Origin of the sequence: Priestia sp. AB (genome assembly GCF_028369225.1) — a bacterium.
Lineage (GTDB): Bacteria > Bacillota > Bacilli > Bacillales > Bacillaceae_H > Priestia > Priestia megaterium.
This window is the reverse complement of record NZ_JAQMYN010000001.1, coordinates 150,827-165,920: the sequence shown is the minus strand read 5'-3', so window position 1 is coordinate 165,920 and position 15,094 is coordinate 150,827. Positions and strand designations below refer to the sequence as shown.

16 protein-coding genes and 3 other annotated features are annotated in these 15,094 nt (G+C 39.7%); of the genes, 3 read left to right on the top strand and 13 right to left on the bottom strand.

Features of this window, described 5'->3' with window-relative positions:
• Positions 1–13: 13 nt before the first annotated feature.
• The 3 genes from polX to zapA all read right to left on the bottom strand — a co-directional run bounded on the left by polX (position 14) and on the right by zapA (position 2,739).
• A complete protein-coding gene (polX, locus tag POF52_RS00815; RefSeq protein ID WP_271989169.1) occupies positions 14–1,726 on the bottom strand; it encodes a DNA polymerase/3'-5' exonuclease PolX in 1,713 nt (570 codons plus the stop codon).
• Positions 1,727–1,924: 198 nt separating this feature from the next.
• Positions 1,925–2,482: a CvpA family protein gene (locus tag POF52_RS00810; RefSeq protein WP_014458067.1), complete on the bottom strand. Its 558-nt coding sequence runs from the start codon at positions 2,480–2,482 to the stop codon at positions 1,925–1,927.
• Complete coding sequence (zapA, locus tag POF52_RS00805; protein ID WP_013059415.1) at positions 2,479–2,739, bottom strand: cell division protein ZapA; 261 nt, start codon at positions 2,737–2,739, stop codon at positions 2,479–2,481. The genes POF52_RS00810 and zapA overlap by 4 nt, the downstream gene beginning before the upstream one ends.
• A gap of 140 nt (positions 2,740–2,879) precedes the next feature.
• Between zapA and rnhC the strand changes: the two genes are divergently transcribed.
• On the top strand, positions 2,880–3,797 hold the full coding sequence (gene rnhC, locus POF52_RS00800; RefSeq protein ID WP_416433805.1) for a ribonuclease HIII: 918 nt from the start codon (positions 2,880–2,882) through the stop codon (positions 3,795–3,797).
• Positions 3,798–3,830: 33 nt separating this feature from the next.
• Here rnhC and pheT read toward each other — a convergent pair whose 3' ends face one another.
• The 3 genes from pheT to POF52_RS00785 form a co-directional block, all read right to left on the bottom strand.
• Complete coding sequence (pheT, locus tag POF52_RS00795; RefSeq protein WP_271989166.1) at positions 3,831–6,245, bottom strand: phenylalanine--tRNA ligase subunit beta; 2,415 nt, start codon at positions 6,243–6,245, stop codon at positions 3,831–3,833.
• 13 nt (positions 6,246–6,258) lie between these two features.
• Positions 6,259–7,293, bottom strand: a complete 1,035-nt coding sequence (gene pheS, locus POF52_RS00790) for a phenylalanine--tRNA ligase subunit alpha (protein WP_014458064.1) — start codon at positions 7,291–7,293, stop codon at positions 6,259–6,261.
• A 54-nt stretch (positions 7,294–7,347) separates the two neighbouring features.
• Positions 7,348–7,583, bottom strand: a binding site (T-box leader).
• A gap of 48 nt (positions 7,584–7,631) precedes the next feature.
• On the bottom strand, positions 7,632–8,396 hold the full coding sequence (locus POF52_RS00785; protein ID WP_176583556.1) for a TrmH family RNA methyltransferase: 765 nt from the start codon (positions 8,394–8,396) through the stop codon (positions 7,632–7,634).
• Between the two features lie 140 nt (positions 8,397–8,536).
• Between POF52_RS00785 and sspI the strand changes: the two genes are divergently transcribed.
• The gene (gene sspI / locus POF52_RS00780) at positions 8,537–8,743 is read left to right on the top strand and encodes a small acid-soluble spore protein SspI (protein ID WP_013059420.1); all 207 of its coding nucleotides are present in this window, start codon (positions 8,537–8,539) and stop codon (positions 8,741–8,743) included.
• A gap of 56 nt (positions 8,744–8,799) precedes the next feature.
• On the opposite strand, the gene POF52_RS00775 is transcribed toward sspI, so the two are convergent.
• On the bottom strand, positions 8,800–9,885 hold the full coding sequence (locus POF52_RS00775; RefSeq protein ID WP_016765694.1) for a M42 family metallopeptidase: 1,086 nt from the start codon (positions 9,883–9,885) through the stop codon (positions 8,800–8,802).
• A 77-nt stretch (positions 9,886–9,962) separates the two neighbouring features.
• The gene (locus POF52_RS00770; protein WP_016765695.1) at positions 9,963–10,451 is read right to left on the bottom strand and encodes a dUTP diphosphatase; all 489 of its coding nucleotides are present in this window, start codon (positions 10,449–10,451) and stop codon (positions 9,963–9,965) included.
• Between the two features lie 132 nt (positions 10,452–10,583).
• On the opposite strand from POF52_RS00770, the gene POF52_RS00765 reads away from it, so the two are divergent.
• A complete protein-coding gene (locus tag POF52_RS00765) occupies positions 10,584–10,961 on the top strand; it encodes a hypothetical protein (protein WP_271989158.1) in 378 nt (125 codons plus the stop codon).
• Between the two features lie 18 nt (positions 10,962–10,979).
• On the opposite strand, the gene POF52_RS00760 is transcribed toward POF52_RS00765, so the two are convergent.
• The 5 genes from POF52_RS00760 to thrS form a co-directional block, all read right to left on the bottom strand.
• Positions 10,980–11,240: a DUF1294 domain-containing protein gene (locus tag POF52_RS00760; protein ID WP_013059424.1), complete on the bottom strand. Its 261-nt coding sequence runs from the start codon at positions 11,238–11,240 to the stop codon at positions 10,980–10,982.
• Positions 11,241–11,300: 60 nt separating this feature from the next.
• Positions 11,301–11,660 (bottom strand): 50S ribosomal protein L20, encoded by a 360-nt coding sequence (gene rplT, locus POF52_RS00755; protein ID WP_013059425.1) that lies wholly within the window; start codon positions 11,658–11,660, stop codon positions 11,301–11,303.
• A 39-nt stretch (positions 11,661–11,699) separates the two neighbouring features.
• Positions 11,700–11,900 (bottom strand): 50S ribosomal protein L35, encoded by a 201-nt coding sequence (gene rpmI / locus POF52_RS00750; protein ID WP_013059426.1) that lies wholly within the window; start codon positions 11,898–11,900, stop codon positions 11,700–11,702.
• A 21-nt stretch (positions 11,901–11,921) separates the two neighbouring features.
• Positions 11,922–12,425, bottom strand: a complete 504-nt coding sequence (gene infC / locus POF52_RS00745) for a translation initiation factor IF-3 (RefSeq protein WP_013059427.1) — start codon at positions 12,423–12,425, stop codon at positions 11,922–11,924.
• 69 nt (positions 12,426–12,494) lie between these two features.
• Positions 12,495–12,617, bottom strand: a sequence feature (ribosomal protein L20 leader region).
• Positions 12,618–12,788: 171 nt separating this feature from the next.
• Positions 12,789–14,747: a threonine--tRNA ligase gene (gene thrS, locus POF52_RS00740; protein ID WP_211186090.1), complete on the bottom strand. Its 1,959-nt coding sequence runs from the start codon at positions 14,745–14,747 to the stop codon at positions 12,789–12,791.
• 44 nt (positions 14,748–14,791) lie between these two features.
• Positions 14,792–15,040, bottom strand: a binding site (T-box leader).
• Between the last annotated feature and the right edge of the window lie 54 nt (positions 15,041–15,094).

Below are 15,094 nucleotides of genomic sequence, written 5' to 3'. Positions count from 1 at the left end.
TTCCTCCTGTTGCTTATTTATGTCGATTTAAAAAGGCGGTTAATTCTTTGAGACTATACGTATTTAATACCGTTTCTGGTTTAAGCCAGCCTTTAATTCCAGTAGATATTCCAATTTCCATATGCTCTAGCATGTCTAGATTGTGAGCATCTGTATTAATAGCAATTTTAACTCCTGCCTCTTGGGCCTTTTTTATGTGCTCAGCAGCTAGATCTAAACGGTTTGGATTCGCGTTTAGTTCAAGAGCCGTTTTTGTTTCTTTAGCTAATTCAATCAGCATATCAATATCTACATCATATCCGTTGCGGCGACCAATCAAACGACCCGTCGGATGAGCGATTAAATCTACATGAACATTGTTTAACGCTTGCTTTAAGCGATTCATAATTTCTTCGCGTGATTGCGAAAAACTAGAGTGAATGGACGCAATAACAAAATCTAGTTCAGCTAGCATTTCATCATCATAATCAAGTGTTGCATCAGGCAAAATATCCATTTCAATTCCTGCTAGTATTGTAAAATCATCGAACTGTGCGTTTAAACGATTAATTTCTTCACGCTGTTTACGAATGCGTTCAGGCGTTAGACCGTTAGCTACTTTTAAATACTGAGAATGGTCTGTAATCGCCATGTATTCATAGCCTCGCGCGCGACATGCTTCCGCCATTTCTTCAATCGAATACGCCCCGTCGCTCCACGTGGAGTGCATATGCAAATCACCTTTTACGGCACCGTAGGTCACAAGCGTTTGAGGCTTTATAAATGCATCTACTTCCGTTCCATCTTCACGAAGTTCCGGCGGAATAAAAGACAGCCCAAAATGTTCATAGAATGCTTGTTCAGACTCAAAAGTCATAACTTCGCCTGTCTCCGCATTTTCAACGCCATACTCGCTAATTTTTTCACCGCGTTCTTTTGCTAATTGACGCATACGCACATTATGATCTTTTGATCCTGTAAAATGGTGAAGCGTTGTGGCAAACGCTTTATCTTCTACAAGACGAAAATCCACAGACACATCGTACTCATAGGCTAACGTTACCGATACTTTTGTATCTCCATTTGCAATGATATCCTTCACATTTGGCAGCGATACTAGCTGTTCACGGACAGCATGAGGCTCAGCTGTTGAAATAATAAAATCAAGATCTTTTACGGTTTCCCTCATGCGGCGAATGCTCCCTGCTTGAGAAAAACGCTCAATGCTATGCATCTGTTTAAGGGCTTCTAAAATTTCTTTCGCTATTGGAAGCATAAAAGCAAGAGGCAAACGATCAGGACGCTTCCCAAACTCTTCAATAGCAGCGATAATTTTTTCTTCTGTCTTTTTACCAAAACCGCTTAGTCCCTGCACTCGATTTTCCATACAGGCCTGATGCAGTGATTCCATATCTCGAATATCTAGCTCTTTATATAATTTAGCGATTTTTTTACCTCCAAGCCCCGGCAGCTTAAGCAAAGGAATAAGTCCTTCAGGAACTTCTTGCTTTAGTTCTTCTAATACGCTTGACTCATTTGTTTCCATATACTCTGTAATGACTGCAGCCGTTCCTTTTCCAATCCCTTGGAGCTTGGTAAAATCCTCAATCTCCGTCAGCGTTCTTTCGTCCGTTTCTAGCGCTGCAGCTGCTTTTCGAAAAGCGGAAATTTTAAAAGGGTTATCTCCCTTTAATTCCATATATGTAGCAATTGTTTCTAACAATTTAATAATATCCTTTTTATTCATCTCTTTTCACCAGCCTATTATCATAATAACGAAACTTTCAAAAACATGATGAGTGACATATTTACTCTCTCAAATTTTCATCTAGACATACTTTTATCCTCGTGAAAACCGCAGATTAGACTGCGATAAAAAAAGAGGGTATCTCAAAAGTATTATGACACTTTCGACACACCCTCTCAACAAGCTATTGTAATTTCATTACATTACACCATACTGAGTCCACAAATCTTGAATCGCAGACGATAAGTATGGAGTATTTTGTACGATATTGATTGCAATTGAAGACTGTTGAATTGGCGTTTGAATTTCACTTACAGGAATCACGGCTCCAATGTATAACAAAATAAAAACGATGATGTACACTTCAACGAATCCAAGTGCACCTCCGCCCCATTTATTTAACTGGCGCAGAATTGGCAGTTCGGTTAAAGCCGTTAAAACAGAGCCTGCAAGGCGAAGTACAATGTGAGTAGCAAAAAATAAAATCGCAAATGCAATCATTCGATAAAAAGCGTCTTCTATCGTTCCAGAATCAAATACAAACGATGCGACACTTTGCTGCTGAATATTGTCCGGAAACGGAATCAACAAGCGAAGTCGGCTTGCCAAATCTCCACTAAACATATAAGCGACGATAAACGAAACCGCAAAACTGACAATATGAATGAGCTGCAAAATAAATCCTCTTTTAAGACCTGTTACAAAGCCTAAAAGAAGCAATATAATTAAAATGATATTAAGCATTGACTCAGTCATTCCTCTTTTCCATAAAGTTTTTGTTCAAGTCTCTCATAGTCTTCTTTCAGTTTTATATATTCGTGTACAGCATTCACAGCTGTTAATACTGCTAATTTATTGATATCTAAAGAAGGGTTTTTAGTACTGATTTCACGCATTTTTTCATCCACTATAGAGGCGACAAGTCGAATATGGCTTGTACTTTCGCTACCGACGATGCTGTACTGCTGACCAAAGATGTCAACTGTCGCACGTGTTTTATCTTGTCTTGACACGAGAAAATCCTCCGTTCCACGAAAAATCCTAATCCCTATCATACCACGAAGAAGACTTCAATGGAAACATATCTATATTTAAGCTATCATAAGGGATAGTGCTTATAAAGTAAACTAAAATACCCCGAAAGGAGTGAAGCATTATTTCACATGCTGTTATTAAGGTATCAGCTGATCAAATAGCTAAAATGAAGCTTCATTACACACCCTATCTGCAGCCTAAACTACCGCAGGGAAGTATTTTTTCGGCTAAAACTCCCGGCTGTTCTATCACTGCGTACCGCTCTGGAAAAATACTTTTTCAAGGAAAAGAAGCTGAAACAGAAGCGGCTAAGTGGGGAAGCTCTTTAGATGCTGCGAAAAAGGCTCCTGTCTCACACCTCCCATCAAACTTCAGCTCACTATCGGTCATCGGTTCTGACGAGGTAGGGACGGGAGATTATTTTGGTCCTATGACCGTAGTTGCTGCCTATGTTCAAAAAGAGCAGCTTCCTTTGTTAAAAGAATTAGGAGTACGAGATTCAAAAGAGTTAACGGATGCTAAAATTATTGAAATTGCCAAGCAGCTTGTTTCGTTTATTCCCTATAGTTTGCTTGTTTTACATAACGAAAAGTATAATGCATTTCAAGAAAAAGGCATGTCACAAGGTAAAATGAAAGCTCTGTTGCACAACAAAGCTTTATCCAACGTGTTAAAAAAAATGGATCCTGAAAAACCCGATGCCATTTTAATTGACCAGTTTGTCGAAAAAAACACCTATTATAAACACGTGGTAAAGGAAAAAGAGATTATCAAAGAAAATGTCTTTTTCAGTACAAAAGGAGAAAGCGTTCATTTATCTGTAGCTGCTGCTTCCATTATTGCCAGATACGCATTTTTAAAACAAATGGATTTGCTGACGGAAAAGACCGGGATGGTTATTCCTCGCGGAGCTGGCGCACAAGTTGATATCGCTGCTGCTAAAATTATTAAGAAACATGGCGTCAATGCGCTGAACTCTTTAGCTAAAATTCATTTTGCTAATACAGAAAAAGCTTTAAAATTAGCTAAAAAATAAGAGATGTGGAAATCCACATCTCTTTTCTTATTCTTATGAACGAAGCGTTGCACCAAATTCTTTTTCTACAGCTTCTAACACTGCACCATGTGCTTTTGCTACTTCTTCATCTGTTAATGTACGTTCAGGATCTAAGTAACGTAAAGAGAAAGCTACAGATTTCTTGCCTTCTTCCATACGCTCGCCTTCATATAGATCAAATACCGTCACGTCTTTTAAAAGTTCTCCGCCCGTCGTATAGATGACGCGCTGAACTTCTCCTGCAAGAACGTTTTTATCTACCACAAGTGCAATATCACGTGTAATAGATGGGAATCTTGGAATAGCTGAATAACGAACTTCTTCGACATCTGCAGCTAATAGCTCTTGAAGGTGTAATTCAAATACGTATGTTTCACGAAGACCATACTGTTTCTGAGCAACAGGATGAACTTGACCTACGTATCCAATTTCTTTTTCATCTAACCATACAGCCGCTGTACGTCCAGGGTGCATACCGTCTTTTTTAACGGGAGCATATGAGATTCGTTTCTCCAAACCAAGCTGTGCAAATAACCCTTCTAGTACACCTTTAATCACATAGAAATCAACGACTTTCTTTTCACCTTGCCAGCCGTGAGCATGCCATAGACCCGTGATTGCACCAGCTACGCGCTCCTGCTCATCCGGTAATTCTCCTTCACCTTTAGATAAGAACACTGAGCCTGTTTCGTATAGCGCAATAGAATCCGACTGACGAGCATTATTATGCTTCACTGCTTCTAGCAAATGAGGCACTAAGCTTTGACGAAGGATACTGCGATCTTCACTCATCGGCATTGCTAAACCAATCGTACTTGTTGCATTTAGTGCAAACTGAGTAGCTTTTTCAGCGCTCGTTAGCGAATATGTTGTTGTTTGTGCTAATCCCGCACCTTCTAAGAAACGGCGAACTTTACGGCGTCCAAGCTGATACTCTGTTAGTTTTCCTGGAGTTGCCACTGTCACAGGAAGCGTTGTAGGAAGGTTGTCATAGCCATACATACGCGCTACTTCCTCGACGATATCTTCTTCAATTGTAATATCGCCTCTACGAGTTGGCACTGTTACAACAAGGTTTTCGTCTTCCACTTTGTTTTCAAATTGAAGACGGTCCATAATGTCTTGTACTTCTTCCATTGATAGCTCTGTACCAAGCACATCGTTAATACGTCCAAGTGACACAGCTACAACAGCAGGTTCCACAGTTAGTGTATCTACTTCTACAGTACCGCTTACCACTTCACCTGAAGCGTATTCAGCCATTAATTCTGCTGCGCGGTCAGCAGCTACACGCGTACGGTTAGGATCAATTCCTTTTTCAAAACGAGCGCTTGCCTCACTGCGAAGACCGTGGTCTTTTGAAGCTTGGCGAACCGTTAAGCCTTTGAAGTAAGCTGATTCAATGAGAACATTTACCGTATCGTCTTTTACTTCGGAGTTCGCTCCGCCCATTACACCTGCAAGAGCTACCGGCTCACTGCCGTTTGTAATGACAAGCTGATTGTCTTTTAATACGCGCTCTTGATCATCAAGTGTTACAAACTTTTCGCCTTCTGACGCGTGACGTACAACAATTTCTTTTGAACCAAGACGATCATAGTCAAAAGCATGCAACGGCTGGCCGTATTCAAGCAAAATATAGTTGGTAATATCAACAACGTTGTTATGAGGTCGAATACCAGCTGCCATTAAACGCGTTTGCATCCATAATGGTGACGGAGCAATTTTTACGTTTTTCACAACGCGCGCTACGTAAAGCGGATTGTCTTCTTTTGCCTCTACTTTAACGGAAATATAATCAGCTGCTTGCTCATCAGACGTTTGCACGTTTACTGACGGATACTTCACTTCACGACGTAAAATAGCAGCCACTTCATGTGCTACACCTAACATACTTAAGCAGTCTGAACGGTTTGGTGTTAGCCCTAGTTCTAATACTTCATCGTTTAAGTTTAATGCATCTAGTGCATCTGCTCCTACTTCAGCATCGCTTGGGAACACGAAGATACCTTCTTGATAATCTTTTGCCACAAGCTTGCTTTCAATGCCAAGCTCTTGAAGAGAACAAATCATACCGTTCGATTCTTCACCGCGAAGCTTAGCACGCTTGATTTTAAAGTTACCTGGAAGTACAGCTCCCACTTTTGCAACCGCTACTTTTTGACCTTGTGCCACGTTCGGTGCTCCGCACACGATTTGAACGATTTCTCCTCCGCCAAGATCTACTTGACAGCGGCTTAATTTATCAGCATTCGGATGCTGTTCACGTTCTACAACGTGACCAATTATCACTCCGCTGATGCCTTTATTTAAGTTTTCTACACCTTCAACTTCAATTCCACTTTTTGTGATTTTATCTGCTAACTCTTCTGCCCTTACGCCTGATAAGTCAACATACTCTTGTAACCAACGATAAGATACAAACATCGTAGTCCCTCCTTTATACTTGTTTAAATTGATCTAAGAAACGAACATCATTTGTATAGAAATGACGAATATCATCCACGCCGTGTTTTAACATAGCAATACGCTCTACACCGATTCCAAAAGCAAAACCACGATATTTAGTTGAATCGTATCCAGCCATTTCAAGAACATTTGGATGAACCATACCGGCTCCTAAAATTTCAATCCAGCCTGTTTGTTTACATACATTACAGCCTTTACCTCCACATTTTGCACACGATACGTCTACTTCTACAGACGGCTCAGTGAATGGGAAGAAACTTGGACGAAGACGAATTTCACGGTCTGCACCGAACATCTTTTTCACAAATACTTCAAGCGTGCCTTTTAAATCGCTCATACGAATGTTTTCGTCTACTACAAGACCTTCAATTTGCATGAATTGATGAGAATGCGTAGCATCATCGTCATCGCGGCGGTACACTTTACCCGGGCAGATAATTTTAACAGGTCCTTTGCCTTCATTCTTGTTCATAACACGAGCTTGAACAGTTGATGTATGCGTACGAAGAAGCGTTTCTTCCGTAATATAGAACGTATCTTGCATATCACGTGCTGGGTGACCTTTTGGCAAGTTCAGCGCTTCGAAATTATAGTAGTCCTGCTCTACTTCCGGTCCTTCTGCTACTTCATAGCCCATTCCTAAGAATAAATCTTCTACTTCTTCAACCACGCTTGTTAGCGGGTGATGCGTACCTGCTTTAACAGGGCGTCCTGGCAGCGTTACGTCGATTGTTTCTGAAGCAAGTTTACGCTCTACCTCAGCTGCTTCTAACGCCGTTTGTTTTTCTTCAATTTTAGATGCAATAGCTTCACGCACTTCATTTGCAAGTGCTCCCATTACAGGACGCTCTTCAGCTGAAAGTTTTCCCATACCGCGAAGTACTTCTGTGATAGGGCCTTTCTTTCCTAAATAAGCTACGCGTACGTCGTTTAATTCTTTTAAAGCACTTGCTGCTTCGACTTTTGCAATTGCTTCTTGTTGAAGTTCTTGTAAACGTTCTTTCATCACTTATTCCTCCTTTTAACGTAAAAAATGACAAATAAAAAAACCTCCTCCCAAAAAAGGGACGAGGATTAGTCGCGTTACCACCCTTGTTAACTATATACACATACGTATACAGTTCACTTCATTCAAGTTAACGGAATCTCCGGAACACCTTTACATCTATGTAAGATGGTCTAAGTGTCAACTCAAGAGGTGAATTCACTTATTACATTTATAAAAATGCTTTCAGTCGCGGCATTTTCTCCCTGCATAAACGGACATAAGCTACTGCTCTCTTTCATCGTTTTTTACATATGTAACTATTGTATTATTATAGTGAAAACACGTTCTCGATGCAACTACATTCCGCGTAAATAATAAAGTAAGATTCCAGAAGCGATGGCAACATTTAGCGACTCGCTCTTTCCATAGATGGGAATGTACAGATTCTGATCCGTTTGTTCCAGTACTTTCTCGCTCACGCCGTTTCCTTCATTTCCCACAATCAGCGCAAATTCGTTTGAAGGTTTTACGCATGAGTAGACCTTTCCATTTTGTAGAGACGTGCCGTAAACTGCTATTCCTCTTTCTTTTAACAGTGAAATCATTTCGAGTAAATCGCCTTTTACAATTGGAAGATGAAAAATAGCTCCTTGCGTTGAACGAACGACTTTTGGGTTGTACACATCCACGCTGCCCTCTCCAACGATAATAGCGTCCACTCCGGCAGCATCAGCGGTTCGAATAATCGTACCTAGGTTACCTGGATCTTGCACCGCATCTAAAAGCAATACTTTCTGTGCTGTATGAATGATTTCTGCATGCTTCGTTTGAAAACACACAGCGATAATTCCTTGAGGTGTTTCGGTGTCAGATAATAATTTGATTATTGCTTCGTTGACAACGGTTATTTCAATACCGTCTATGTTCCACTGTGCTGGCACTTCGATCGATTCGCGTATAATTAGTTCCTTTACGCAATCCTTATTTTTGATAGCTTCTTCGACTAAATGAAAGCCTTCTACCATAAAAAGGCCCTGCTTATCACGGTCTTTTTTATTATGCAGCTTTTTCCACGCTTTTACCTGCGGATTTTTAACTGAATCAATTTGTTTCACAAACATAACTCCTTTATCTATATAAAAATAAATAGTTCGATTACATTTTGCTCAATAATCATTAGATAAGTTTCACTTTATTGTACATAGAAATCGCAAAGAAAACAAAAACTATTGGTAACTTTACGATAGCTGAGGTGAAAATGATGGATCTTAATTTACGAAATGCTGTTATTGCAAACGTTTCAGGAAACTCAAAAGAAGAGCTTGAAGCTACAATTTCTGACGCTATTCAAAGCGGCGAGGAAAAAATGCTCCCTGGACTTGGTGTTTTATTTGAGGTGCTTTGGGAAAAGTCTCCAGAATCAGAAAAAGAAGAAATTCTGACAACGCTTGAAAACGGTTTAAAATAAATAGCCTTGTCCTATGTACAGCAAAAAGCTCATTCTCCTAGGAGAATGAGCTTTTTTTAATTATACGTAATTGCGTTTACCGTATTTCGGTCTAAGCGTTTAATTACTTCCGCAATTAATTTAACTGCATTTTCATAATCATCACGATGAAGCATCGCTGCATGAGAATGGATATAACGAGTTGCGATCGTAATTGAAAGTGCTGGCACCCCGTTAGCTGAAATATGGATAGAACCTGAGTCCGTACCGCCTCCAGCGATTGCATCAAATTGATATGGAATATTTAATTCATCTGCCACATCTACCACTGTATCTCGAAGTCCTTTATGAGAAACCATGGAAGCATCATATAAAATGATTTGCGGACCCTCTCCCATCTTAGAAGATGCTTCTTTATCAGAAACACCAGGTGTATCTCCAGCGATGCCGACATCAACAGCAAATGCAATATCCGGTTCAATAAAGTTAGCGGATGTTTTTGCACCTCGAAGTCCAACTTCTTCTTGCACCGTTCCTACACCATACACAACATTTTCATGTGTTTCATTTTTTAAAGCTTTTAATACATCGATAGCGATTGCACAGCCGATACGGTTATCCCAGGCTTTCGCTAGCAGCATCTTTTCGTTGTTCATAACCGTAAATTCGAAATAAGGCACAACCTGATCACCAGGTTTCACTCCCCACTCCGCTACTTCTTCTCTGCTAGAGGCACCAATATCGATGAACATATCTTTAATGTCAACTGGCTTTTTACGAACTTCTGGAGGCAGGATATGAGGAGGCTTTGAGCCAATAATCCCCGTTACCTCTCCTTTAGATGTAACGATGGTTACGCGTTGAGCAAGCATCACTTGAGACCACCATCCGCCTACCGTTTGAAAACGAATAAAGCCGCGTTCATCAATTTGAGTCACCATAAAGCCTACTTCATCTAAGTGACCGGCTACCATAATTTTAGGCCCTTGTTCGTTGCCCACTTTTTTTGCAATCAAACTGCCTAGCCCATCCGTCGTTACTTCATCTGCATAAGGTGCAATATATTTCTTCATAACCTCACGCGGTTCACGCTCATTGCCAGGAATTCCTTTTGCATCTGTTAGTGCTTTAAGCATCGTCAATGTTTCATCTAACTTTGTCATATGGATTACCCCTTTCATATGTATACCTCTATTATAGCTAAAAAGAGGTTGAAGTAAAATTTCCCATCCCTTTACTTTTAGTATCCTTGTTCTTGGCGTTTAAAATTCACTTCATTTTTTGAGATGTACGCCTTTTCAATATGTTCAGCGGAAAAACCAAACATATCGCCAAGCGTCATGTAAGATACAAACATGTCCACATAGTTTTCTTTCGACTGATCCTGCTCGAAAGCAGCAACTTGTGCAAATACCTGTAAAAATTGTGCTGTTTTTGAATCACTTGCTTTTGCATCTGGTAACTCAGTTAAATCATCGTATCCTTTTTCAATCCCTAAAGAAAGGATAAAATGTACACCGTCCACAAATTCTTCTAAAATAACAGCGTCTTCAGCCGGAGGTTTGACGCTCCAAAATTTGAAGCAGCGCGTTTCGTTTGCCAGCTCTCCCATTTCGACAAGCAGTGCTAAAAGCTTTCTCGGAATCAAATCTTCCTTATGAAGCTCATGCTTATCCTCTATATGCTGATCCAGCTGGCGCTGCATGGTAAATAGCTGTTGTAAATTCAATGTAATCACTCCTGTAATTATGTATATCTTCTTCTTTTTAAACCAATAAAGAAATTATATCAAAAATCATGAAACTTTTTAGAAACTCGAACGTAAAGTAAGAAAACTGTGCCTTGTAAAGGAGGGAGCGTTATGTTTGTTATTGTTATCGTTCGCGTGTTCATTTTCGCGCTTGTTGTTTACACACTATTAAAGCTGGTTCAGCATTTTCGCAGTCCAAAGCGGAAGCTTGTAGCAGCTCAGGAACATCAGCAATTTTTTGTCGTTGACGAAAAAACGAATATCCGCAAAAATTTTCTACTAACGTATAAAGGTATTTTATTTGAAGGAGAAAAATACAGCAATCCCAATGAACCAGAATCTTTGTCAATTACAATGGTGTTAACAGATCCATCTCGATTAAATGAACTGCAAAAGCAAGATTTCAAGCTGCTGGAAAGCCACGTACACGACATGTATCCAAATGCTCCTATTCGCTGGAAAAGCCCCGTTCGAGAATTTTTACACTGAGCACAACATCATTTGTGCTCAGCTGATAACAAAAAAGAAAAGTAAATCAAGAGCAGCAAGAATAGGAAAACCTACTGTAAACGATGTGTGCTTCGTTTTATGACGATAGCAATACATACCAATTAGTCCTCCAAGAGCTCCTCCGATAGCAGCTACCGTCCACAGTGTGCTTTCGGCAATTCTCCACTCATGTCTTTTCGCTTTTTGTTTATCTCTATACATCATTCCTACCCCTACTATATTAATAACAATAAAATAGGTAAGCAGCAGTTCATTCATGATATGTCCTCCGATAGCAAAAAAGCCTCATCATCTAAAGATGACGAGACTTTATATTCATTACTTATCTAAGCCTTTTTTAGCAGCAGTTGCTAATTCAGCAAATGCTTTTTCATCAGCTACAGCTAAGTCAGCAAGCATTTTACGGTTAACTTCAATACCTGCTAATTTTAAACCGTGCATTAAACGGCTGTAAGAAAGACCGTTCATACGAGCAGCTGCATTAATACGTGTGATCCATAATTTACGGAAGTCACGTTTTTTCTGACGACGGTCACGATAAGCATACATGTGAGATTTCATAACTTGCTGATTAGCAACTTTATATAATCTATGCTTCGAACCGAAGAAACCTTTAGCTAATTTTAAAACTTTTTTACGACGTTTGCGTGTTACTGTACCGCCTTTTACGCGTGGCATAATTGTTTACCTCCTGTATTGTTTCTATCTCAACCCAAATTACTTAATGTTATCTAATAAGTGACGGATACGTTTGAAGTCACCTTTGCTTACTAAAGAACCTTTACGTAATTTACGCTTTTGTTTTGTAGATTTGTTAGCGAATAAATGGCTTGTGTAAGCACGAGCACGTTTTAATTTACCGCTTCCAGTCTTTTTGAAACGCTTTGCAGCGCCACGATGTGTTTTCATTTTTGGCATGGGGTGTTCCTCCTCGTTCTATTACTTTTCGTTTTTAGGTGCCAAGACTAAGAACATGCTGCGGCCTTCCATTTTAGGAGCCGATTCAACTGAACTTACATCTTCGCAAGCTTGTGAAAAACGTTCAAGTACTTTTTGGCCAATCCCTTTATGAGTAATGGCACGACCTTTAAAGCGAATAGACGCTTTCACTTTGTCACCTTTTTCAAGGAACTTGCGTGCGTTACGAAGTTTAGTGTTAAAATCATGTTCATCAATTGTTGGACTTAAACGAACTTCTTTTAAGTTTACAACTTTTTGGTTTTTACGAGCTTCTCTTTCTTTACGTTGTTGCTCATAGCGGAATTTACCGTAGTCCATAATACGACATACCGGCGGTTTCGCATTTGCAGCAACCATTACTAAGTCAAGATTTACTCGTGAAGCAATTTCTAATGCTTCATTTTTTGATTTAATTCCTAATTGTTCACCATTTTGATCAATTAGACGAACTTCGCGAGCTCGAATGCCCTCGTTTACCATCATGTCCTTGCTAATAAGTAGCCACCTCCAAGGTTTAATGAGCGAATACGCTTGCTTAGACCGATTATTAACTCACACAAAAAAGTGTGAGTACATACTGCACCCACACTTCTATCGTTTTAATTAAGATACGATGTACCTGCTAACTGCTCTATGCGTCACTCAGGTGAGAAGCGGGTGCTTCTTCTTCTGTATAAACAAGTATTCAATTACTTAAGCTATTATAGTATCAACAAAGACAAAAGTCAATGATTTCGTTCTTTTTTAACAACAAAAGTTATTGTATCAAAGGAAAAACATTTATGCAACAGTTTTTTATAATTGTTGTATAAAAAAGCAGAGAATTTCAATTCTCTGCTTTTTCCATTAACGAGATGCTTCTGCTTTTACATTTTGTAAAAAGGCTTGGAAATCCACTGTTTCTGAATTCTGCTCACCATATTTACGTACATTTACTGCTTTATCCTCTACTTCTTTATCCCCTACAACAAGCATATAAGGAATTTTTTGCATTTGAGCCTCACGGATTTTATAGCCGATTTTCTCATCGCGAGAATCAAGTTCCACACGAATACCCGCCAGCTGAAGCTGTTCTTGCACTTCTTTTGCATATTCAAGGTGAACGGTAGGTGATACCGGAATCACTTGAACTTGTACAGGTGCTAACCACGTTGGGAAAGCTCCTTTGTATTCTTCGATTAAGAAAGCTACAAAACGTTCCATTGTTGACACCACGCCGCGGTGAATAACAACCGGTCGATGTTGTTTTCCGTCTTCTCCTACATACGTTAAATCAAATCGTTCAGGAAGTAAGAAATCCAATTGAACCGTAGATAGCGTCTCTTCTTTACCAAGAGCTGTTTTAACTTGAACGTCTAGTTTTGGACCGTAGAATGCCGCTTCGCCTTCAGCTTCATAATAATCAAGGTCAAGCTCATCCATTGCGTCTTTTAACATGCTTTGTGCTTTTTCCCACATTGCATCATCATCAAAGTATTTTTCTGTATCTGCAGGGTCACGGTAAGATAGACGGAATGAATAATTTTCAAATCCAAAATCTTTATAAACCGCTTCAACTAAGCGAACTACACGAATAAATTCTTCTTTGATTTGGTCGGGACGTACAAAGATATGCGCATCATTTAGCGTCATGCCTCGAACACGCTGAAGTCCTGATAATGCTCCTGACATTTCGTAGCGGTGCATCGTTCCAAGCTCAGCAATACGGATTGGAAGCTCACGATAGCTGTGAATACCTTGTTTGTAAACCATCATGTGATGAGGACAGTTCATCGGACGAAGAACCAGGTCTTCGTTATCCATTTCCATTGCAGGGAACATGTCATCTTGGTAGTGCTCCCAGTGACCAGACGTTTTGTAAAGTTCTACACTTCCGAGCACTGGAGTGTAAACGTGCTGATAACCAAGGCTTACTTCTTTATCTACGATATAACGCTCGATAATACGGCGGATCGTCGCACCTTTTGGAAGCCATAAAGGCAGACCTTGTCCTACTTTTTGAGAATTTGTAAATAAGTTTAGCTCTTTACCAAGTTTACGGTGATCACGTTCTTTTGCTTCTTCAAGAAGACGAAGATGCTCGTCTAAATCTGCTTTTGTAAAGAATGCTGTACCGTAAATACGCTGCAGCATTTGATTATCGCTGTCTCCGCGCCAATAAGCACCCGCCACGCTTAATAGTTTAAATTCTTTAATTTTGCCTGTTGACGGCACGTGCACACCTCGGCAAAGGTCAAAAAATTCGCCTTGTTGGTAAATCGTAACCTTTTCACCTGCTGGAATCGCATCGATCAATTCAAGCTTCAGTTCATCGCCAACTTCTTTAAAAAGTTGAATGGCTTCTTCACGAGAAACTTCTTTTCGTTCAATTTCAATATTTGAATTAACGATTTTTTTCATTTCTTTTTCAATTTTACCTAAATCTTCAGGAGTAATTGATTCTTCCATATCGATGTCATAGTAAAAACCGTTTTCGATAACCGGCCCTACACCTAGCTGTACTTTTGTATCTTTGTATAAACGTTTGATTGCTTGAGCCATTAAATGCGCTGTACTGTGACGCATAATTTCAAGCGCTTCAGGAGCATCTTGCGTAATGATTTCAAGACTGCCATCTTCTTCGATTGGCGTACGTAAATCCAGCAGCTCGCCGTTTACTTTGCCTGCTAATGCTTTTTTCTTTAATCCCGGGCTAATAGAAGCCGCAATATCTTCTGTTGATGATCCTTTTGGATACTCTTTAACAGCTCCATCAGGGAATGTCATTTTGATTACTTCTGACACAACTTTCCACTCCTTTAACATAACTGAATAAACTTTTTGTAAAAACAAAAAACTCGTCCCTTATCAAAAGGGACGAGTTGTGTATACACGCGGTACCACCCTTGTTTCCTCTTCGTATCTTGGATAACCCAAAGAACCCGAAGCGGCTCGAGGTTTTATAACGGAAATTCCGTCAGTAATTACTAGAGGCTCTGCTCGTTTACTACTGAAGTTTAGAGGTGGTAAGAATATATTCCGTGTTAGGAGATTTTCAGCCTAGATCTCCCTCTCTACAAACCGTAAATATACACTCATGTCCTCATCATAACTTGTAACATATAGCTGTTTTTCAATATGCATTTATTATATTCATTTTCAAAATAGAAATC